The sequence below is a fragment of the Nocardia sp. NPDC003693 genome, assembly GCF_053981095.1.
On sequence record NZ_JBSFNO010000001.1, the window covers coordinates 525,311 to 543,743 of the forward strand.

Here is an 18,433-nt window from a genome sequence, read left to right on the forward strand (position 1 = left end):
CGATGGAACACTGGCACTATCTGCTGATCCTGGTGGGCTGTCTCGTCGTGACCGCGCCGCTGGAGTTCCTCGGTCCCGGCGTCTACCGGCGGCCGCGACTGCTGCTCGGCGCGCTGTGGCCGGCTGCGGCGTTGTTCGTGATCTGGGATCTGATCGCGATCGCCGCCGGCGTGTGGGACTTCGATCCCCGCTTCACCCTCGGGGTGCTGCTGCCCGGGTCGATGCCGCTCGAGGAACTGCTGTTCTTCCTCGTCGTGCCGCTGTGCGGGCTGCTCACCTTCGTCGCGGTCGAGAACCTGCTCGACCTCGCGCGCCGTCGCCTCGGTCGCACGGAAAAGGCGGTGCGGCAATGAATATCACCGGCGTGGGATACACGCTGCCCGCGATCGCCGCGGTCGTGGCGGTGTGCCTGATCGAGTCGAAGCTGCTGCGCACCGGCCTGTTCCGGCGTCCGGCGTACTGGATCACGATGCTGATCGTGCTGAGCTTCCAGGTCCTGGTCGACGGCCTGCTCACCGCCGGCCCGACGCCGATCGTGGTGTACAACCCGGAACACATTCTCGGACTTCGGTTCCCGTGGGACATCCCGGTGGAGGACTACTTGTTCGGATTCGCCCTGATCACCGCGGTCCTACTGGGCTGGGAACGCGCCCGGCAACGCCAAATCGGCGGCCGGCGATGACGGCCCCGGACGGCTACGGACGCGATCGGCGGCGGGTGCGCTATCCCGCGACGCCGGGCCATCCCGATCTCACCCGGCTCGGCCCCGCACCGCGCGTGGCCGTGATCGGCGCCGGTATCGCGGGTCTGGCGGCAGCGACCGGACTGACCGAACGCGGATGCCGGGTCGAGCTCATCGAGCGCGAACGCTATCTGGGTGGCCGGGTCGGCGCGTGGAACGAGCAGTTGCCCGACGGCACCGAGGTCGGCATGAACCGCGGCTTCCACGCCTTCTTCGCGCAGTACTACAACCTGCGAAAACTGCTGGGGCGCACCGATCCCGGCCTGCAGCGGCTGCGCAGGCTCGACGACTATCCGCTGATCGACGCCCGGGGCCGCCGCGACACCTTCCGCGGCCTGCCGCGCACCCCACCCTGGAACGCCCTCGCATTCGCCCTGCGCAGCCCCACCTTCCGCGTCCGCGACCTGATCCGCATGGATCCGCGCGCAGCCGCACCGCTGGCCGCGGTGTCGGTTCCGGGGATCTACGAGTGGATCGATCACCTCGACGCCGACACCTTCCTGCGCGAGATCAACTTCCCGGAGTCCGCGCGGCACTTGGCCTTCGAGGTGTTCTCGCGCAGCTTCTTCATCGAGCCCCGGCGGATGTCCGCGGCCGAGCTGGCGGCGATGTTCCACATCTACTTCCTCGGCTCGAGCGAGGGCCTGGTCTTCGACGTGGCGCGCGACAACTTCGACGTCAGCCTGTGGACCCCGCTCGAGGACTACCTGACCGGGCCGCCCACACCGGGCCGTCCGGGCGAGGCCCGGGTGGACCGGGGCGTCTGTGTCGAGCGCATCGACCCCGATGGCGACGGGTTCCGGCTCACCGACGACACCGGCGCGACCCGACGCGTCGACGCGGTCGTGCTGGCCACCGACAACACCGGGCTGCGACGGCTGGTCGAATCGTCCCCGGATCTGGGCGACGCACCCTGGCGCGCACGGGTCGCGGCCACCGCCGTCGCACCCGCCTTCGCGGTGCAGCGGCTGTGGCTGGATCGGCCGGTGCGCCCGGACCGCACATGCTTCCTCGGCACGGGCGGGCTGGATCCCCTCGACAACATCAGCGTGGTCGACCGCTACGAACAGCAGGCCGGAAAGTGGGCCGGGGCCACCGGCGGCAGCGTCGTGGAGCTGCACGCCTACGCGGTCGCCGACGAGATCCCCGCACCGGCCGAACGCGCCGCGGTGCGCGAGCGGCTGCTGGCGCGACTGCACGCGATCTACCCCGAGACCGCGGCGGCGACCATCGTGGGGGAGTCGATGCTCTGGCGGCAGGACTGCCCGCGATTCTCCCCGGGCGATTTCGCCGACCGCCCGGGCGTGACGACCCCGCACCCGCGACTGATGCTCGCCGGTGACGGCATTCGCGCCGATCTGCCGGTCGCGCTGATGGAACGGGCCGCCACCACCGGCTGGATGGCGGCCAATGCGCTGCTGCGCGGCTGGAACGCGGCCGGACACACCCTGCACTCGGTCCCCGCGCAGGGGCGCTCGGCACTCCTGCGCCGACTCGCCACACGCGAAAGGCACACCGTCCGATGAGTATTCGCGCCGAGCTCGTCAACCTGACCGCGAAGTCCCCGCTGCAACGGTTCTCGCCGGAGAAGTGGTCGCGGCAGGAGCCCACGTTCGGGGACGCGGATCCCGGGCTGATCTCCGCGGCCCTGCGCTGGTCCCAGCAGCGACCCTCGGGCAACTGGTACGCGGTCGCCGCCAGCACGGCGATCACCGGATCGCGCCCGTACGGCGCCAAGATCGGCGGCAAGGAGGTGGTGCTCTGGCGCGACGCCGCGGGCGTCCTGCTCGCCGGGCCCGGAGCCTGCCCGCACCTGGGTGCTCCGATGGCGACGGCGGAGGTGGAGAACGACGCGCTGATCTGCCGCTGGCACGGTATGCGGGTCGGACCGGGCGGCGACGCCTCCCGATGGTGCCCCTACCCGGCCCACGACGACGGCGTATTGGCCTGGGTGCGCATGGACGCACTCGGTGGCGAATCACCCACGGACGCACCGATTCTGGGTGAGCGGCCGACCGATACGACGGTGCACGCGGTGACCAGGCTGGTCGGCGTGTGCGAGCCCCGCGACATCATCGCCAACCGCCTCGATCCCTGGCACGGCTCCTGGTTCCACCCCTACTCCTTCGCCCATCTCGAGGTGACCCGAACTCCGCCCCGGGACGGGATCACCGAGGAGAATCACCGATTCGTGCTGGCGGTGACCTTCCGGGTGACCCGCCGGCTCGGGGTTCCGGTGCAGGCCGAGTTCACCTGCCCGGACCCGCGCACCATCGTCATGCGCATCGTCGCGGGCGAGGGAGCGGGCAGCGTGGTCGAAACCCACGCCACCCCACTGGGTTCCGGGACCGACGGCCGCGCCCGCACGGCGGTGGTGGAGACGACCATCGCGAGTTCGGACCGCCCGGGCTTCCGGTACGCGCGCACGGCGCTGCCGCTGTTGCGGCCGCTGATGAACCACGCGGCCACTCGCCTGTGGCGGGACGACCTCGCCTACGCCGAACGCCGCTACGCCCTGCGAACGCATCGGACCTAGGCCCGGAGCGATAATCATCCTCGAGCGCCGCCGGGCCGATCGGGCAGCGCACAGCGGGAAGGAGATGCCGTCGTGGCCGGAGTCCGCGATCAGGAGGCGTATCCCGTCGGGGTGGTGGCCGAGCAACTCGGCATGCCCGTCGCGACCCTGCGCAGCTGGAATCAGCGCTACGGCATCGGCCCGCAGCAGTATCGCTCCGGCAGACACCGGTTGTATTCACGCGCCGACATCGAGGTCGCCGCACGCATGCTCGCCCTGGTGCGCGCGGGCGCGAGCCCGGCGAGCGCGGCCAGGGCCGTCACCCCGGCCCGCCCACCCGTGCATTCCGCCGACGGCATCGACGCACTGCTCGACGCCGCGTTCCACCTGGACTCACCGCGGGTGATGGAACTGCTCGAAGCACGGCTTCGCGAACACGGTGTCGTCAGAGCCTGGGATGACCTGTGCCGCCCGGCGTTCGCGGCGATCATCGCCCGCCAGGGTCTCGGCGAGGACTGCATCGACGTCGAACACCTGCTGTCCTGGGCGATCGTCACCGCCCTGCACCGCGTCTCGCCCGCACCCGACCGCGTGGCGCACGGGGCCGTCATCCTCGCCTGCGCCCCCGGCGAATTCCACACCCTGCCACTGGAAATACTGCGTGCCGCGCTCGCCGAGAAGGGTGTACACGCCGACATGCTCGGCGCTTCGCTCCCCGCGTCGGCCCTGGCGGCGGCACTGACGCGGCGCCGCCGCCGCAGCACGGTCGTGCTGTGGTCGCAGAGCTCGGACACCGCCGATCCGGCGCTGGTTGTCGCGACCGGTTCGGCTCGGATATGTCCCGCCGGGCCGGGATGGGCCGATACCCCGCTACCGCCCGGCACGCGGGTCCTGCGCGATCTGGCGGATGCCCTGACAGAACTGTGCGGGACGGCATCCTCGGACGAGACGTCACCTAATACCTGAACAGTCGCCGACTGCTGTCGACGGGCCCGGAACCGATTGGGCCGGAGCGCAGTTCGTAATGCCGCAGGCGAATGTCCTGGACGCCGGGCAGGGCGGCCAAGACCCGCGTTCCGACCGGCGAGCTACTCGGGAACGACCTCGAGGGTGTTGCGGCGCACGGGCTCGGTCGACATCGTCACCGCGTACTCGCTGTCGGCATACTTCGCGAGGTATGCGGCGTCCACTGCCTGGTTGGTCTGGTCGTTGTCGGCCGGGACCGGCACGAACCGCACGCTCTTGTCCACCGTTCCGGCGGAGACGCGGCCCCGGCCGGTCTCGAGCGCCGGCCCGTACCACTTGCCTTGCGTGCCGTTGTAGGAACGGATGAAGATCCGATCGCCCACGGGCACCGACCAGATGTCCACGGTCTTGGGCGTCGTGCCGTCGGGCAGCGTCGCTCCGACGGTGAGGTAGGTCTCGGCATTGATGCGATCGAGCTCGTCCTGTGTCCAGTTGGTCATCGCGGGTTCTCCATTCGGTCGGGACGTGGGTGTGTGCCGATCAGAGGCGGGCGGTGAAGAACGGGCCGAGGACGCTGACGGCCTCGGCGACCTCCTTGTCCCCGTCGTAGAGCGACATGTGGTTCGCGCCCTCGACGACGTGAAATGCCTTGTCGGTGCTCGCGGCTCGCTCGTAGAGGTCCTCGCTCATCCACTTCGATCCCGCGTCACTGCCCGCGATGATCTGCAGCGGTTGAGTGAAGAACGCTTCTGCCTTGTGGAACGCGTCGTAGGTGACGATCTGGGAGAGGCTGCGCGCGGGCATCCAGCCCGGAGCGTTCGGGTGCTCGCAGCGCGGCGTGTGGTAATACTCCCACGCCTGCCGCAGTTCCTCGTTCGGCGCGTCCTCTTCACGCAGCGGTGCCAGTGGGAACCGGTTGGTTTGCCCGGCGGCGTCGGTGGTGCGGGCCTGGGCTGCCTGGTCGAGGACCGGTGCCGCGTCGTCGTCGGAGATCGACCCGTCCCAGCCGTTGCGGAACATCTGCCCGATGTTGACCATGCTCACCGTGCCCACGGCCTTGATCCGCGGGTCGTTGATCGCCGCGTTCGCGGTGTATCCGGCTCCGGCGCAGATCCCCATCGCACCGATTCGGTCGTTGTCGACATAGGGCAGGGTCGTGAGGTAGTCGACCACGGCGCTGACGTCCTCGGTGCGGATGTGCGGGTTCTCCAGCTGGCGCGGGGTGCCGGTGCTCGCGCCCTGGAAGGAGGCGTCGTAGGCGATCGTGACGAAGCCGTCCGCGGCCAGCTTGCCGGCGTAGAGCCCGGCGGTCTGTTCCTTCACGCCACCGCCCGGATGGGAGACGACGATCGCCGGATAGCTCTTGTGTTCGTCGAACTCCGGCGGGAGATAGGTGACCGCGGCCAGCGTGGTGCCGTAACCGTTGAAGGTCTCGATGTCGGTGTTCGTGCTCATGGTTCTCCTTGGATTGTCGTCGGATCTTTGGAGCTGAGTGGAGGCTCACGGGTGGGTGTGGGAGCCTCGGAACTGCAGATCGAGTAGCTGGCCAATTGCTGATCCCTCGATCGATATCCATGCTGACCCCGGTCCGCTGAACGCGGAAGGTTCGGCTGGAACCCCCCTCTTGCCCCGCCCGCGCGCGCTCCGGGGGTTCTACCAGGGCCTGGCTGGCGACTCACGGCGCTCGTAGCCTGAGACCATGACGTCGAAGGACGAGGACGTGCGGGACTTCCTGTCCACCCGCCGCGCGAAGATCACCCCGGACATGGCAGGGCTGCCCGCCGGCAGCACCCTCCGGCGCGTACCGGGGCTGCGCCGCGAGGAGGTCGCGATGCTCGCGGGCGTATCGGTCGACTACTACACCCGGATCGAGAAAGGCGACCTCACCGGTGTTTCCGACGACGTCCTCGACGCCGTCGGACGCGCCCTGCAGCTGAACCACGACGAGCTCGGCTATCTCTACGACCTCGCCCGGAACGCGCGCCGCCCCGCCCGCGCACGCAGACGGGCCAAGCCCGTCACGGCAGTCTCCCCGCAGCTGCAACTGCTCATCGACTCCATGACCACCACCCCGGTCATCGCCCACAACAGGTGCCTGGACATCCTTGCCGCGAACCCGCTGGGACGGGCACTGTTCGACGTCGTCTACGACAGCCCGACCAGACGATCGGCCACGACCGCGCCCAACCTGGCGGCCTTCGTCTTCCTCGACCCGGCAGCGGCCGGCTTCTACGCGGACGTCGACGACGCGGCAGCCGTGTGCGTGCAGATCCTGCGCACCCAGGCCGCGGCAACCCCGCACGACAAGCACCTCATCGGGCTCATCGGCGAACTCTCGACCCGCAGCGAGGACTTCCGGTCCCTGTGGGCGGCCCACGACGTCGGCAGGCACCGGGCAGGCGGGAAGAAGATCCATCACCGGGATGTCGGCGAACTCGCCCTCGGATTCGAACAACTCACGATCGACTCCGCACCGTCGATCGTTCTCTCGACCTACATCGCGGAGCCTGCTTCCCCCACAGCTGAACGACTCCAGCTGCTGGCGGCCTGGGCCGCGACCCCCGCGCGGACGTCGGACTGATGTGGTTATTCGTGGGCAACCACCGGAACCCCGCTTATTTGTCTTTCTTGTCCTTCTTCTCGGGCTTATCCGGCTTGCCGTGCTCGGTCTGATCCCCGGATCCGACCGGAGTCCAGCGCGAGTTCCGGCCGGCGCCGGTGCATTCCAGCGGCGTGCCGTCCGCCGCCGAGGTGGTCTCGTCCGTGCGGGGATCGCAGGGTTCACCGGCGACAGCCGCGGCGGGCGCCACCGGCGGCTCACTCGCGTTCCGGGTGACCACCTGTGACGATGTCGGCGGTGTGGAATCGTCACCGGTTCCACCGCGCCACTGGGCAATCCACACGATCGCGACGACCGTCGCGAGCAGTGCGCCCGCCGCCGCCAGCCACACCACGGGACCGCCTGAACGTTCGGCGGGCGGCGTCAACGGTTCCGAGTAGGGCAGGTTCGTCGTCTGAACAGCTGTCATCACTGCGGTGGCGGGATGTGCGCCCGAGAGCGCCGCACGCGCGGCCTGCGCGAAATCGCCTGCGCTCGAATAACGCTGGCTCGGGTCTTTGGCCAACCCCTTCGCGATGACGTCGTCCAGACTCGCGGGCACTCGCGGATCCACCGCCGAAACACGCGGGGGAGTCGCATGCAGATGGTCGTGAATCTGCTTGGCAGGCTCGGTGTTTCCGTAGGGCTTGGTCGCGGTCAGGCATTCGTACAGGACGCACGCCAGGGCGTAGATGTCCGATCGCGGGTCGGCGGTTCCCTGGAACCGCTCCGGCGCCATGTACGGGAGCGTGCCGATCGCTTGCCCGGTCGCGGTCAGCGCGGTGTGCCCGGTGTGATGAGCGGTGCCGAAGTCGATCAGGTAGACGAATCCCGATGTGTGGACAACCGAATTCCCCGGTTTCACGTCGCGGTGGACGAGACCGCCCCGGTGTAGGACATCGAGTGCTGCGGCCAGCTGCGTCACGGTGTCGACCGCGGCCTCCGGGCTCATCGGCCCGGTGTCGCGCAGCAGCGTCGCCACGTCGGTGCCGTCGATGTACTCCATGTCGATGAAGAGCCGGCCGTCGATCTCGCCGAAGGTGTGGATCGTGACCAGGTGCGGCCCGCTCAGCCGCGCGGCCGTGCGGGCCTCACGCTCGAACCGCTGCCGGTACATGTCATCGGTGGCCAGCTCGGCGGGCAGCACCTTGAGCGCGACGGTGCGATCGGTCTTCGTGTCGTGCGCGAGCCACACCTGTCCCATTCCGCCTTCGCCGAGCTTGCGCTCGAGGCGGTAGTGACCGAACCATGCCATGACCGAATCTCCTTGCTCCCACCGTGCCCGGTCAGTAGTACCCGATCCTCCGGCCGCGACCGTCATGGGTGCCGTAACCAGCAGGCTTCTCGGCGACGATCGGTAGCGAAAACAGGGGGATTGAGATCGCGTTCGGCGGGTACCGCGATCATGTCGCCGTTTTCACGCGGCGACATGGCACGGGCGATGGTCGGCAGGAATGGGAGGTGCGTTGCGCGGTGGGCGTTCAGGTCGGAGAGATCATCGCGAGACGGACCGTCGCAGACGGTGACAGCACCGTATTGATCGAAATGGGTATGCCCGCGGACGATGTCGGCGGCGCGGGCGCGTCGGGATTTCGCATCGAAGGGCTGGGCGAGTACACCGTCACCGGGGTCGACGCGATCGGCGCGCTGTACAACGCGCTCCTGGAGGTCGGTGCGGTGCTGGCCCGCGCCAACACCGCGGGCCACGATTTCACGGTCCTCGACGCGTCCACGACGGATTTTCCCGCCGCGCCGAGTCGGCGACCGGCCCCGGCGCGGACCCCGGAAGCAGACGGCGGGGAGGTCGTCGCCTTCCGCATCCTGATCACCGACGGCGAGCCCTGCGCGGTCGAAATCACCAGGCCCACACGGGCGCTCGACCAGCCGTACTTCGTCTGCCGGTTTCGGATCGACGGCCGCCGCGAGGCGGTGGCGTCCGGCTTCGACGAGATCCAGGCCCTGCTCACCGCGGTCCGGATGATCGGCGCGTGGCTGCGGCTACCCGCGGATTGGCCGGTGAGCAGGGCCTCGTGAATCAGTCCGACCCGATGCGCTCGTGCAGCGTCAGCAGCCGGTGATCGAACCGCGTGCGGAAGTGCGGCAGTTCGTTGCTGAGCGGGCGGAACTCGGCCACCAGCTGGGCGGCCAGGGTGCGGAGCTTGACGTTCGTCTCCTGCGAACGCCACCGGAGCAACCGGAACGCCTGATCGGGGGTCAGGCCGTAGACGAGCATGAGCGCGCCCTTGGCCTGCTCGATCGTCTCCCGGCCCTCGTAGAACTCGGTGGGAGCGTCCTCGGCCTCACCCTGCACCATGTCGGTGATCTCGATGTAGTAGCCGATCGTGCCGAGCACCGCGCCCTCGTCGTCGGTGAACAGATCGGCCACGGCGATCACTTCGTGCTCGTCACCGGCGGTGTCGATGATCCGGTGCCTGCTGGAGAACGGCTCGCCGTTGTCGATCATGCTCGTGATGGCGCCCTCGACCCGGTCGCGGTCCTCGGGGTGCTGATGCGCGAGCAGCAGCGTGGTGGTCGGCTCGACCTCGCCGGGCGCGTAGCCGTGCATGGCGGCGACTTCGTCCGACCACTCCCAGCGCTGGTCCGCGAACCAGAACCGGAAACTGCCGATGGCCTGCGGGGTTCCCGTTCCGATCACGGCTTCGGCCTCGGCGACGCCCTCGGGCGCGACGACCTGCTCCACCGCGTCCTCGTGCGGGGTCACCTGTTCCATATCGGTCACCGTTTCAGTGTGTGCGGGCCGGGCGACCCGTGAAGTCGGAATGCAGTCAGGAGACTAGGCCAAGTGGGAGCGGTCATGGTTGCCGGGGCAAGCGGACGACCTGCACGAAGAACTCGTCGATGTGCTTGATCGCGGCGATGAACTGGTCGAGGTCGACGGGCTTGGTCACGTAGGCGTTGGCGTGCAGGCGGTAGCTGCGCAGCACGTCCTCCTCCGCCGCCGAGGTGGTCAGCACCACGACCGGGATGTGGCTGAGGTCGGGATCGGATTTGATCCGCTCCAGGATCTGCCGGCCGTCGTATTTCGGCAGGTTCAGGTCCAGCAGGATCAGATCGGGTCGCACGGCCTGTGCGTGTTCGCCCTGCCGGTAGAGGAAGTCCAAGGCCTCCTGGCCGTCGCGCGCCACGTGGAGCGTGTTGCCTATCTTGTTGTCCTCGAACGCTTCTCGCGTCATCAGTTCGTCGCCGGGATCGTCCTCGACGAGCAGGATGTCGATCGCGCGGGTGGGTGCCGGGATTGTCATGGGAGGGTTCTTCCTCGAGAGTTCGACGGTGGAGAGGCGAGCACCGTGTCGACACGGATGCGCGCGGTCTGTCGGATTCTCGGGAAGCCCGGCGGGCACGTGGCCACGCCGAAGAAGACGACGGACACGAGGTCCACCGTCCCGAGGGCACGCTGGTACAAGCGGGCTCCGATCAAACTCAGGTGACGTCGCCGAGGCTCGTCAACTGCGCTCGACTCATCGGCGCACTGTTGGACCGATGAGGCAGAACGAGATTATCCGATGCCGACACTTCCGGGGAATTCGGCTGGTGAGGCGGTGTTCGCCGATCCCCGGCGGACGGCGAAGTTGCCATCGACCGCGCGTCGGCGATAGCGTGCGCCACGCGCGATCGGCGCGACGGGGATCACACACGAGGGGGCGTGCGATGCACGATCAGTTCACCGGACACACGCAGGGTTCGTTTGCACCGCAACAGTTTCCACCGGCGATGCCGACCCCGGTCTCGGCGGCGAACGGGATCTACTGCCGGTACTGCGGTTCCACGCCCGCGGTCCACGTCGACCTGCGCGGGCACCGCGCCTTCGTCATCTTCATGCAGTTCCTGCGCCGCCCCGGACCCTTCTGCCGGGACTGCGGCCTGGCGACCTCTCGCAGCATGACCGAGCAGAGTCTGCTGCTGGGCTGGTGGGGCATGCTGTCGCTGTTCATCAACCCGTTCACGATGCTCACCAACATCTCCGGGCACAAGGCGATCGCCGCCCTGCCCGCCCCGATCCCCGGCGGCCCGGGCCGCCCGATGGACCCGGGCAAGCCTCTGCTGCGCCGACCCCTGGTGCTCATCGCCCTGGCGATCGTGGGCATCCCGGTCGCGCTGTTCGTGCTGCTGTTCCTGTTCTCGATCGTGACGGTCATCTTCGGCGGGTGATCAGCGGCCTACTGCTGGTCGTCCTCGAGCGCTTCGGCCAGTAGTTCGTCGATCGCGCGGACCTTGTCCCGGTACGGGGCGAGCGTGGCGCCGACGTCGATAAGCTGCCAGTCGTCGTCGACATCGGCGTCGCCGACCGCCAGTTCCATATGTTCGCCGACGGCGCGCATGTGCAGGCCCTGCAGGACGGTCAGCAGTTGGCTCGCGGCCTTGCCGCCGCCCCGGGTGCCGTAGGTGGCGACGGTCGCGGGCTTGTCGTGCCATTCGTGGTACAGGTAGCCCAGCGCGTTCTTCAGCGCGGCGGGATAGCCCCAGTTGTATTGGGGGAACACGAAAAGGAATCCGTCGTAGGAGTCGACGATGCGACTCCAGCGCCGCGTGTGCTCGTGCCGATACTGCCGCAGCGCGGCTTTGAGCGGTTCGTCCAGCAGCGGCAGTCCGACCTCCGCCAGGTCGAGCAGCTCGTAGTTCAGCGAGCTGCCTTCCTGCGCGACATCGCGGATCCACGAGGCGATGTCCGGGCAGATTCGCGTGGGGCGGGTGCTCCCGACGACGACGGCGATCCTGTCACCCGGTGACGCCGAAATAGATTGAACAGCCGCAACTTTCGCCGTGCTGATCTCGGCCATTCTCGTCCTTCCTGTTCGGGTGGGCGCGAGACGCGCGCGCCGTGAATCGTCGGGATGCGGCATGTGAAATCCGAACCTGGTTGGGGCCTTTCAGACGGTCGGCGATCACCGGCCGGCGCGCGGGTCCTCGCGTACCGAAACCGCACCTGCGGGGCAGCGGACCAGAAGACCAAAAACTGCAGGACACTATAGCTTTTCAAGCACGCGAACCCCGCCACACCAATCGATACCGTCACCGGCGATCGTCTGTTAGCGTCTGCTCGTCATCCGAACTGAACTGGGGCAGAGGTCGAAACATGGCGAGCACCGGGGGGTCTGCCGCACAGCCTGACATCGAGCCGATTCTGCAGGCCGCGAGCCCGCCGCTGGCGACACCGCGGTGGCGGTTGGTGGCCGTATCGGCCGCGCTGGCGGTGGTGGTCAGCGTCGGAGGGATCGTGGTGGCCCTGGTCAACGTGAACAGCGGCGAGACCGCCACGCCGGTGATGAGCGCGACGTACGCGCCGATCGGTCGCGGTGACGAGTGCTCTCTGCTGTCGGATGAGGTGATCGCCATCCATGCGCCGAAGGCCACCTGCGAGTTGCAGTCCTATGCCGGAGCGAACAACGGCGACGATCGAACTCACGCGCCGCGCTGGACGGTCACGACGCCGGGCACCCCGCATATTTCGATCGCGGTGACCCTGACCCTCACCACGGATGCCCCGAGAATGCTCGCGGCCGCGCACGATACGACGGCCGCCGCGTTCACCGCGGGGCACACCTCGCCCAGCACGAAGACCCCGGTGATCGGGGACGAGGCCTACCTGCTTCTCGGTCGATCGGCGTTGACACCGTCGGCGTTCGACGCCCGGCTCCTCGTCCGCGCGGGTAACGCCTACATCGATGTGAGTTACCGGGGTTTCGCGTCGGTCGCCGGGTCCGAGGCCGCGGCCAAGGCGATTTCGGTCGATCTGATCGGCAACCTGCGACGCGCGTAGCGCACCACGAGCGGTACGTCGACTTCCGCCTCTGCTCAGCACCCACATACGACGGGAGCTCGGAGTAGACGGTGGAGCCACCGACCGGATCCACCGTTGCCGACCGCGTTCGGATACATTTCCGGCGGCGGCGGTCAACAACCGTGCGCCGCCGCACAACCGGTCGAGTATCGCGAGTATGTGCGCCGCCGGACGGTCGAGATCGGCGGCGGTTCGAGCTACTCGTGGCCGCGATGTTCGGCTGGATCGGTAGGCATTCGAATCGGTAGGGAGTTCTCGCGCATGAGTCTCACGGCGCATCTGGAGCGGCTCGGGCGGCCACTGGTCGAGGAGCAACTGGCGCACCCGACCGTGGCGGGGATCGCGAAAGGCGAACTCGCGGAACCGGTGTTCCGCGCGTGGCTGGAGCAGGACTACCTGTTCCTGCTGGACTACGTCCGGGTCTTCTCCCGCCTCGCCTGGCAGGCGCCCGCCGCCCACCTCGGTGACCTCGTAGATCTCGCACACGGCACCTTCCACGAAGAACTCTCGCTGCACCGCGGTCTGGCCGCGGAGTTCGGCGCCGACCTCGACAACGCCACCAAAGGCGAACCCTGCGCGAATTACACCGCGTTCCTACTGGATTCGGCCGCGAACTACGCCGACGGCCTCGCCGCTCTGTACCCCTGCATGTGGGGCTATTCGACCCTCGGCACCATCCTCGCGCAGAACCCGCCCGCCGACCCCCGCTACCGGCGCTGGGTCGACACTTACGCCGACCCCGGCTTCGCGGCGCTCACCGCCCGCTGCGCGGAAATGCTCGATGAAGCGGGCGGCGACAATGCGGAGGAGCTGTTCCTGACCGGGATGCGCCACGAGATCGCGTTCTGGGACGTGCCTGTCGATCACGGCTGACGGACAACACGTTCAACTCGTTCCGCGAGAACAACTTTGTCGTGCAGGCGATCGTCAAAGGAGGCGAGCAGTGAGCGCATTGACCCGAGAACCCTGGCGGGCGCGCCGGGTGCCGCTGACTCCGGAACAGATCGAAGCCAACCGACGCGAAGCCGAGAAGCGGCTGGGCCGCGAACTGCCCCCCACGCCCCACCTCGACGACGACCAGCACCCGCGAGCGGTAGTAGATCCCTTCTCATCGTCGGAAGGTCGACCACTCACGCATCGACTGACGCTGCGCTGTTGGGCGCGACGCTCGGGTGAGTGAGGACAGCGCCGGTTCGAATCGGAGGCGATGCAGTCGAGGAAACCGACTCGGGGCGAGTCCAGTACGTCCTGGGTGTCGGAGCTCGTGATCGCCGCTCGATCCGTAGAGCTACTGATCCGGTGGGGTGCTCTCGTCCAGGAAGGCGGTGTAGGTGCCGCCGGAACGGGGTTCGAGCAGTGAGCGCATGAACGCGGGCCCGTTCTCACCGGTGGCGGTGCTGGTGCCGCCGTACATGCACATGCCCCGCTGGTAGATCAGGATGGCGTTATCGCTCTGGACGGGGTGGTAGATGGTCAGGGCGGCGGTGCCGTCGGGCATGAGGGTGAATTCGGCGATCTTGCGCAGTTCGTCGATGCCGGTGCGGTGGTACATCGCGACAACGCTCGGACCGCTGTTCATGTCCTCGTCCTTGCTCGAATGCCGCGCACACGCTGCCCGCGTGCGCCGCACGATACCCCCGGCCACCGACAGCCGGACGGACTTCGAGGGCGCGAACCACTGCGCGCGGGAGCGCCGCTGTGCCTCGAGTGCCAGCACCGGGGAGGATGTGCGCGGGCCCGGAACCGCGCGAGCAGAGCGCCCGGTCAGGGGCGTGCACTACCATCGAGTCCATGACAGCGAGCACTTCGACCAGCGCAGCGGACAGCAGCGCCGCCGTGCTGGCTGCCTGGTATCACGAGAACGGTCTGGACAGCGCGGAGGCCGATGCGGCCCTGGCCGCGGAATACGCTGCGGCGGACGCGGAACTCGCTGCCCGGTGACCTCTGGTAATCCTGACGCCGCGAGGCCGCGGCAGGGTGAGGTGTGGGCGTTCACCGTGTCGATCGGCGGTCGTGCCGCGCCGAGTTCGCTGGGGCCGGATCTGGTCCTGATAGTGAGCAATTCCGCCGACAACGCGGTCCTACCGCATGTCGCGGTGTTGCCGGTGTCGAGCGCGCCGGCCACCGATCTGACGGTCCTGTTGGAGCCGGGGAACCCGCGGGCGGGGATGACGGTCGATGTCACCCGGGGCCGCACGATGCCCAAACGCTGGCTCGCGCACTACGAGGGCACGCTCACGCGCAAGAAAATCCGTGAGGTGTTCGCGGCCGAGGTGCAGTACCGCTGCCCGGATCCCGAGTGAGCGGCCCGCGTCGCGCGCTGCTCATCGGCCTGGTGATCGTGGGCGCGGTCCGCGGGCTCGTCGTGACGGGCATCGCCGGGCTCGCGGTCGTTGTGGCCGTCATGCGCCCGGACCCCGAGCCCACCGCACTGGCCGGGGACTGCCCTCGCCGGTTCGACTTCGACAGCACGAAGCAGCAGCCGATCGGGGATTCGGATCGGTTCTTCGACGAGGCCCGCACGGCCTCGCAGGCCGGCGCGCCGGTGTCGTTCGGTGAGCTGACCCGGCGCGCGGGTTGGCAGGACTGGGACCGGGTGGTGACCGTGCCCGCCGATATCCGCGGGGCCGCGCTCAACGCCAGCGTCGGCGCGACCGATATCTGCTGGGAGAGCCTGCCGAAATCGGACTACTACTGGGAGTCGGACAGCGCGTGGACCTACGGCTATTACCTGTTCTTCCAAGGTGATTCACCCCGTTACGCGATGCTGTACTACCCGTCCGTCACCCCGCTCACGCACAGCGAGCGCAGCAGCGAGACTTTCTTCCCGGACACCACGCTCACACCCACCGTGACCCGCACCAGCATCCCCCGGCTCAGCCCGGTCGGCTAGATCCGGCCGCGGTGATCCTCACTCAGGCGTAGGGGGCACGGTTCCTCGTCTCGATCCGTTGACGGCATTCGAGGCAATGACGGAGCCACTTCTGAGCGGGCCTCGGGCCCGGGCGGCTCGGTGGAGGATCGAAAGACTGTGCGCGGTACGCCCTGTCGTAGCCGCCCACTACGGTCGCGGTGTGCCCATCACCCCGCAGCATCTCGACGGCATCATCTCCGACATTCCCGAGCTCGCCGCGTACCGGCGCAGTGCGACCCGCCTGCACCCGCGGCGCGGTGCGCCCGGGGTGCACGAGAGCTCGGTCGGTGGTCCTCTGCTGTGGCCGGCCGACGAGCGGTGGCCGGTCTGTACCGACGATCATCGATCCTGGCGCGAGTTCGAAGGACCCGGCGAGCAGGAGATCGACTCCGACCCGGTGCCGCTGATCCCCGTCGCGCAGCTGTATCGCCGCGACATCGCCGACTACCGGGGACCCGAGGGCACCGATCTGCTGCAGGTGCTGTGGTGTCCGGTCGACCACGACCCGTTGTGGGCGCCGGCGGTGACCGTGCGCTGGCGGGCCGCGAGCGAGGTCGCCGAACCGCTGGTCAGTCCGCCGTCCCCGGCGTGGGTGGGCAACGAGATGTATGTGCCCGCACCGTGCACGGTGTCACCGGAACGGATCACCGAGTACGAGTACCACGATCTGCTGCCCGCGGACCTGGCCGCTCGCGTCGCGGCGTGGGAAGAGCGCACCGGGCTGCGGTACAGCTGGGGGCGGTCGATCACGATGGGGTGGAAGGTCGGCGGATACGCCGCCTGGAATCTCTCGGATCCGCAGCCGATGCGCTGCGATGCATGTGGTTCGTCGATGACGTTGCTGCTCAAGGCACATGGCGTCGAATGGGACGGCGAGGACCTGTGGCATCCGGTCGGGGCGCAGACCCGGGCCGAGCAGGATCCGACGGGGATCGTCATCGGGCGCGGGTACGCGTTGTGGATGTGGGTGTGCGACGCGGACTGGGCGCACCCGGTGGGGTTGTCGATGCAATAACCCGCCCGCCCGGTCCTCACCGTACGGAAGTCAGGTTGCAGCGGGCCAATTCGAACTCGGGGACCCGGTCAATGCGGTAGCGGGCGTGGGGAAGTGCGTGGAAGACGTTGTGGAGGAACCGACTTGGAGTGAGCGGCGCTCGCGTCGAGTCCAGAACATCCTGGGTGTCCGGGCAGGTGATGGCCGTTCGGATGCGGCTCACCCACGTTTCGTCGATGAACTGGGGGAGACCGGGTGGCGAGACGGCTACGCGGGCGTCGACTATCGCCCAGTCGGCGTCGAGATTCTTGTCGTGGCCGATGCGGGCGTCCGGGAACCGGATGGTGTGCGCGGCCAGGGGATAGGCCAGGCCCACGGGGTCGATGACGCGTACGTGCAGGGGCATGTTCATGCTGATCATGCCCAGATTCACGTAGTACACGGTGTGCCCGGTGGCCGGGGTGGAGAGGGGCGCCGGGGGTGGGACGACGTGCCAGGCGGTGAACGTCGGGGTGTTGATCAGCAAGCCGCCACCGGGGGTGTTGGAGACGTCCGCGAGCATGGCTCGTATCCGGGGATAGTTCAGGTAGTCCTCGGCGCGGATCGGGTGGGCACGGCCGGTGTTCTGGATGTAGTACAGACGCTCGTCGGCCACACCGGCGGCGGTGATCCGGTTCGCCGTGGTGATCGCGGTGGTGTCGGCGATGACCAGTGCCCAGCCGATACTGCCCGCTACGGCGGCCGATACGACCGCGAACACCCGATCGACCGATAGCCGCAGGGGCAGCACCATCACCGGGAGCAACAGGCAGAACAGTTGCGGCAGCAGCATCCGGCCGTGCATGAAATCGCCACCCACGCGAATCTCGTACACGGTCAACAGCACACCGGTGCCGAGCATCAGCATCACCACCGTCGCGGGGGTCCGTACACGTGTACGGAGGTCGCGAACGCGTTCGCGTGGTGCGGCTTTCACGCCTGCGAGGGACGGTGAGCCGCCGGTGGATCTGGACCGCGCCACGACGATCGCCCCCACGGCCAGCACCGGCAGCGGCGCCCACAGCCAGTACGGTCCGACCAGATCCCACAGGTAGAGCGACCCTTGCCGCCACTTCGCACCGGTAGCGTCCTTCGCTACGGCCGTGTTCGGGTACGGCAGACCGTAGTAACCCATGCGCCACACCTGATATACGCCGGGCACCGCACCCGCCGCCGCCACGATCGCCGCGCGAAAAACCCACGGCCGCAACGGTGTCGAGGGCAACGGCGCGCAAACCACCATCAGCAGTGCCCCGATGCCGATCACCGCCATCTCCGGCCGGATCAGCGGAGCCAGGCCGATCCAGAACGAGAGCCCGAGAACCGCTGCCGGACGCGGGCTTTCGCTCCTGCTCCATCGAACGAGGAACCACCACAACACCGCCAGCCAGCAGATGACCAGCCCGGACTCCAGCCCCGAGGTGGCGAAATCCCGAGCCGGCGGTATCGCGATGTAGACGAGCGCACCCGCGGGCAGCAGCACCGAACCCGCGCCACCCCACAGCCGGGCCGCACCCAGCATGGCGAAGACGATCGCGGCGACCGACAGGGTCAGCGCGAGCCCCAGGGCCACGTACTCCAGGCGCGCCTGAGTGATCCAGCCGAAGAACCAGATGAGGTAGGTCCAGGCGGTGCTGGTGTTGACCTCGACCCGCTCACCCTGATTGAAGACGGGCCCGTTGCCCGCCAAGAGGTTACGCACCGTACGAAGTACGGTCAGCCCGTCGTCGGCGATCCAGCGACGCTCCCAGCCACCCATGGCGAACAGTACGGCGGTGCAGGTTATCTCGCCAATCAGAGTGACGCGGGCCGACCGTCTCATGCGAAGTACCCCCTCCATAACTGGTACATACGTACCATATTT

General features: G+C 68.4%; 22 protein-coding genes. 14 read left to right on the forward strand and 8 right to left on the reverse strand.

Going from position 1 to position 18,433, the window contains the following annotated elements:
• Positions 1 to 2: 2 nt before the first annotated feature.
• From ACWDOP_RS02760 to ACWDOP_RS02780, 5 genes are all read left to right on the forward strand, one after another.
• On the forward strand, positions 3 to 353 hold the full coding sequence (locus ACWDOP_RS02760) for a lycopene cyclase domain-containing protein (protein WP_456343610.1): 351 nt from the start codon (positions 3 to 5) through the stop codon (positions 351 to 353).
• A gap of 2 nt (positions 354 to 355) precedes the next feature.
• A complete protein-coding gene (locus tag ACWDOP_RS02765) occupies positions 356 to 682 on the forward strand; it encodes a lycopene cyclase domain-containing protein (RefSeq protein WP_454208915.1) in 327 nt (108 codons plus the stop codon).
• Complete coding sequence (locus ACWDOP_RS02770; protein ID WP_456343611.1) at positions 679 to 2,268, forward strand: FAD-dependent oxidoreductase; 1,590 nt, start codon at positions 679 to 681, stop codon at positions 2,266 to 2,268. The genes ACWDOP_RS02765 and ACWDOP_RS02770 overlap by 4 nt, the downstream gene beginning before the upstream one ends.
• The gene (locus ACWDOP_RS02775) at positions 2,265 to 3,278 is read left to right on the forward strand and encodes a DUF5914 domain-containing protein (protein WP_456343612.1); all 1,014 of its coding nucleotides are present in this window, start codon (positions 2,265 to 2,267) and stop codon (positions 3,276 to 3,278) included. Before ACWDOP_RS02770 ends, ACWDOP_RS02775 begins: the two co-directional genes overlap by 4 nt.
• A 72-nt stretch (positions 3,279 to 3,350) precedes the next feature.
• Positions 3,351 to 4,223, forward strand: coding sequence for a MerR family transcriptional regulator (locus ACWDOP_RS02780; RefSeq protein ID WP_456343613.1), 873 nt, complete (start codon positions 3,351 to 3,353; stop codon positions 4,221 to 4,223).
• Between the two features lie 122 nt (positions 4,224 to 4,345).
• Here ACWDOP_RS02780 and ACWDOP_RS02785 read toward each other — a convergent pair whose 3' ends face one another.
• Together ACWDOP_RS02785 and ACWDOP_RS02790 are read right to left on the reverse strand one after the other, a co-directional pair.
• The gene (locus ACWDOP_RS02785; RefSeq protein WP_456343614.1) at positions 4,346 to 4,723 is read right to left on the reverse strand and encodes a DUF2255 family protein; all 378 of its coding nucleotides are present in this window, start codon (positions 4,721 to 4,723) and stop codon (positions 4,346 to 4,348) included.
• A 40-nt stretch (positions 4,724 to 4,763) separates the two neighbouring features.
• Entirely contained in the window at positions 4,764 to 5,678 is a 915-nt protein-coding gene (locus ACWDOP_RS02790) for an alpha/beta hydrolase (protein WP_456343615.1), read from the reverse strand.
• Positions 5,679 to 5,922: 244 nt separating this feature from the next.
• On the opposite strand from ACWDOP_RS02790, the gene ACWDOP_RS02795 reads away from it, so the two are divergent.
• A complete protein-coding gene (locus ACWDOP_RS02795) occupies positions 5,923 to 6,804 on the forward strand; it encodes a helix-turn-helix domain-containing protein (protein ID WP_456343616.1) in 882 nt (293 codons plus the stop codon).
• Positions 6,805 to 6,838: 34 nt separating this feature from the next.
• On the opposite strand, the gene ACWDOP_RS02800 is transcribed toward ACWDOP_RS02795, so the two are convergent.
• Positions 6,839 to 8,077, reverse strand: coding sequence for a serine/threonine-protein kinase (locus ACWDOP_RS02800; protein ID WP_456343617.1), 1,239 nt, complete (start codon positions 8,075 to 8,077; stop codon positions 6,839 to 6,841).
• Between the two features lie 296 nt (positions 8,078 to 8,373).
• Between ACWDOP_RS02800 and ACWDOP_RS02805 the strand changes: the two genes are divergently transcribed.
• Complete coding sequence (locus tag ACWDOP_RS02805) at positions 8,374 to 8,856, forward strand: DUF6968 family protein (RefSeq protein ID WP_456343618.1); 483 nt, start codon at positions 8,374 to 8,376, stop codon at positions 8,854 to 8,856.
• A gap of 1 nt (position 8,857) precedes the next feature.
• On the opposite strand, the gene ACWDOP_RS02810 is transcribed toward ACWDOP_RS02805, so the two are convergent.
• Positions 8,858 to 9,553, reverse strand: coding sequence for a PAS and ANTAR domain-containing protein (locus ACWDOP_RS02810; protein ID WP_456343830.1), 696 nt, complete (start codon positions 9,551 to 9,553; stop codon positions 8,858 to 8,860).
• Between the two features lie 82 nt (positions 9,554 to 9,635).
• Positions 9,636 to 10,085 carry a response regulator gene (locus tag ACWDOP_RS02815; protein ID WP_456343619.1) on the reverse strand — a complete coding sequence of 150 codons (450 nt, stop codon included), beginning with the start codon at positions 10,083 to 10,085 and terminating at the stop codon, positions 9,636 to 9,638.
• Between the two features lie 469 nt (positions 10,086 to 10,554).
• Here ACWDOP_RS02815 and ACWDOP_RS02820 point away from each other — a divergent pair, with 469 nt between their 5' ends.
• On the forward strand, positions 10,555 to 10,992 hold the full coding sequence (locus ACWDOP_RS02820) for a hypothetical protein (RefSeq protein WP_456343620.1): 438 nt from the start codon (positions 10,555 to 10,557) through the stop codon (positions 10,990 to 10,992).
• 8 nt (positions 10,993 to 11,000) lie between these two features.
• On the opposite strand, the gene ACWDOP_RS02825 is transcribed toward ACWDOP_RS02820, so the two are convergent.
• Positions 11,001 to 11,621, reverse strand: a complete 621-nt coding sequence (locus ACWDOP_RS02825) for an NADPH-dependent FMN reductase (protein WP_456343621.1) — start codon at positions 11,619 to 11,621, stop codon at positions 11,001 to 11,003.
• A 296-nt stretch (positions 11,622 to 11,917) separates the two neighbouring features.
• On the opposite strand from ACWDOP_RS02825, the gene ACWDOP_RS02830 reads away from it, so the two are divergent.
• Together ACWDOP_RS02830 and ACWDOP_RS02835 are read left to right on the forward strand one after the other, a co-directional pair.
• Positions 11,918 to 12,601 carry a hypothetical protein gene (locus ACWDOP_RS02830; RefSeq protein WP_456343622.1) on the forward strand — a complete coding sequence of 228 codons (684 nt, stop codon included), beginning with the start codon at positions 11,918 to 11,920 and terminating at the stop codon, positions 12,599 to 12,601.
• 282 nt (positions 12,602 to 12,883) lie between these two features.
• On the forward strand, positions 12,884 to 13,495 hold the full coding sequence (locus ACWDOP_RS02835; protein ID WP_456343623.1) for a TenA family protein: 612 nt from the start codon (positions 12,884 to 12,886) through the stop codon (positions 13,493 to 13,495).
• 415 nt (positions 13,496 to 13,910) lie between these two features.
• Here ACWDOP_RS02835 and ACWDOP_RS02840 read toward each other — a convergent pair whose 3' ends face one another.
• On the reverse strand, positions 13,911 to 14,339 hold the full coding sequence (locus tag ACWDOP_RS02840) for a hypothetical protein (protein ID WP_456343624.1): 429 nt from the start codon (positions 14,337 to 14,339) through the stop codon (positions 13,911 to 13,913).
• Positions 14,340 to 14,413: 74 nt separating this feature from the next.
• Between ACWDOP_RS02840 and ACWDOP_RS02845 the strand changes: the two genes are divergently transcribed.
• The 4 genes from ACWDOP_RS02845 (at position 14,414) to ACWDOP_RS02860 (ending at position 16,551) form a co-directional block, all read left to right on the forward strand.
• The gene (locus ACWDOP_RS02845; RefSeq protein WP_454206838.1) at positions 14,414 to 14,563 is read left to right on the forward strand and encodes a hypothetical protein; all 150 of its coding nucleotides are present in this window, start codon (positions 14,414 to 14,416) and stop codon (positions 14,561 to 14,563) included.
• 41 nt (positions 14,564 to 14,604) lie between these two features.
• Positions 14,605 to 14,925 carry a type II toxin-antitoxin system PemK/MazF family toxin gene (locus tag ACWDOP_RS02850; protein ID WP_456343831.1) on the forward strand — a complete coding sequence of 107 codons (321 nt, stop codon included), beginning with the start codon at positions 14,605 to 14,607 and terminating at the stop codon, positions 14,923 to 14,925.
• Positions 14,922 to 15,515 carry a hypothetical protein gene (locus ACWDOP_RS02855; protein WP_456343625.1) on the forward strand — a complete coding sequence of 198 codons (594 nt, stop codon included), beginning with the start codon at positions 14,922 to 14,924 and terminating at the stop codon, positions 15,513 to 15,515. The genes ACWDOP_RS02850 and ACWDOP_RS02855 overlap by 4 nt, the downstream gene beginning before the upstream one ends.
• A 181-nt stretch (positions 15,516 to 15,696) precedes the next feature.
• Positions 15,697 to 16,551 carry a hypothetical protein gene (locus tag ACWDOP_RS02860; RefSeq protein ID WP_456343626.1) on the forward strand — a complete coding sequence of 285 codons (855 nt, stop codon included), beginning with the start codon at positions 15,697 to 15,699 and terminating at the stop codon, positions 16,549 to 16,551.
• 16 nt (positions 16,552 to 16,567) lie between these two features.
• Here ACWDOP_RS02860 and zomB read toward each other — a convergent pair whose 3' ends face one another.
• The gene (zomB, locus tag ACWDOP_RS02865) at positions 16,568 to 18,409 is read right to left on the reverse strand and encodes a flagellar motor control protein ZomB (protein WP_456343627.1); all 1,842 of its coding nucleotides are present in this window, start codon (positions 18,407 to 18,409) and stop codon (positions 16,568 to 16,570) included.
• Between the last annotated feature and the right edge of the window lie 24 nt (positions 18,410 to 18,433).

What these genes read in the sequence shown, in the direction of transcription:
- ACWDOP_RS02760 (WP_456343610.1), top strand. Translation starts at nt 3, where the DNA reads ATGGAACACTGGCACTATCTGCTGATCCTGGTGGGCTGTCTCGTCGTG.
- ACWDOP_RS02770 (WP_456343611.1), top strand. Translation starts at nt 679, where the DNA reads ATGACGGCCCCGGACGGCTACGGACGCGATCGGCGGCGGGTGCGCTAT.
- ACWDOP_RS02775 (WP_456343612.1), top strand. Translation starts at nt 2,265, where the DNA reads ATGAGTATTCGCGCCGAGCTCGTCAACCTGACCGCGAAGTCCCCGCTG.
- ACWDOP_RS02785 (WP_456343614.1), bottom strand. Translation starts at nt 4,723, where the DNA reads ATGACCAACTGGACACAGGACGAGCTCGATCGCATCAATGCCGAGACC.
- ACWDOP_RS02790 (WP_456343615.1), bottom strand. Translation starts at nt 5,678, where the DNA reads ATGAGCACGAACACCGACATCGAGACCTTCAACGGTTACGGCACCACG.
- ACWDOP_RS02795 (WP_456343616.1), top strand. Translation starts at nt 5,923, where the DNA reads ATGACGTCGAAGGACGAGGACGTGCGGGACTTCCTGTCCACCCGCCGC.
- ACWDOP_RS02800 (WP_456343617.1), bottom strand. Translation starts at nt 8,077, where the DNA reads ATGGCATGGTTCGGTCACTACCGCCTCGAGCGCAAGCTCGGCGAAGGC.
- ACWDOP_RS02805 (WP_456343618.1), top strand. Translation starts at nt 8,374, where the DNA reads ATGCCCGCGGACGATGTCGGCGGCGCGGGCGCGTCGGGATTTCGCATC.
- ACWDOP_RS02810 (WP_456343830.1), bottom strand. Translation starts at nt 9,553, where the DNA reads ATGGAACAGGTGACCCCGCACGAGGACGCGGTGGAGCAGGTCGTCGCG.
- ACWDOP_RS02815 (WP_456343619.1), bottom strand. Translation starts at nt 10,085, where the DNA reads ATGACAATCCCGGCACCCACCCGCGCGATCGACATCCTGCTCGTCGAG.
- ACWDOP_RS02820 (WP_456343620.1), top strand. Translation starts at nt 10,555, where the DNA reads ATGCCGACCCCGGTCTCGGCGGCGAACGGGATCTACTGCCGGTACTGC.
- ACWDOP_RS02825 (WP_456343621.1), bottom strand. Translation starts at nt 11,621, where the DNA reads ATGGCCGAGATCAGCACGGCGAAAGTTGCGGCTGTTCAATCTATTTCG.
- ACWDOP_RS02830 (WP_456343622.1), top strand. Translation starts at nt 11,918, where the DNA reads ATGGCGAGCACCGGGGGGTCTGCCGCACAGCCTGACATCGAGCCGATT.
- ACWDOP_RS02835 (WP_456343623.1), top strand. Translation starts at nt 12,884, where the DNA reads ATGAGTCTCACGGCGCATCTGGAGCGGCTCGGGCGGCCACTGGTCGAG.
- ACWDOP_RS02845 (WP_454206838.1), top strand. Translation starts at nt 14,414, where the DNA reads ATGACAGCGAGCACTTCGACCAGCGCAGCGGACAGCAGCGCCGCCGTG.
- zomB (WP_456343627.1), bottom strand. Translation starts at nt 18,409, where the DNA reads ATGGAGGGGGTACTTCGCATGAGACGGTCGGCCCGCGTCACTCTGATT.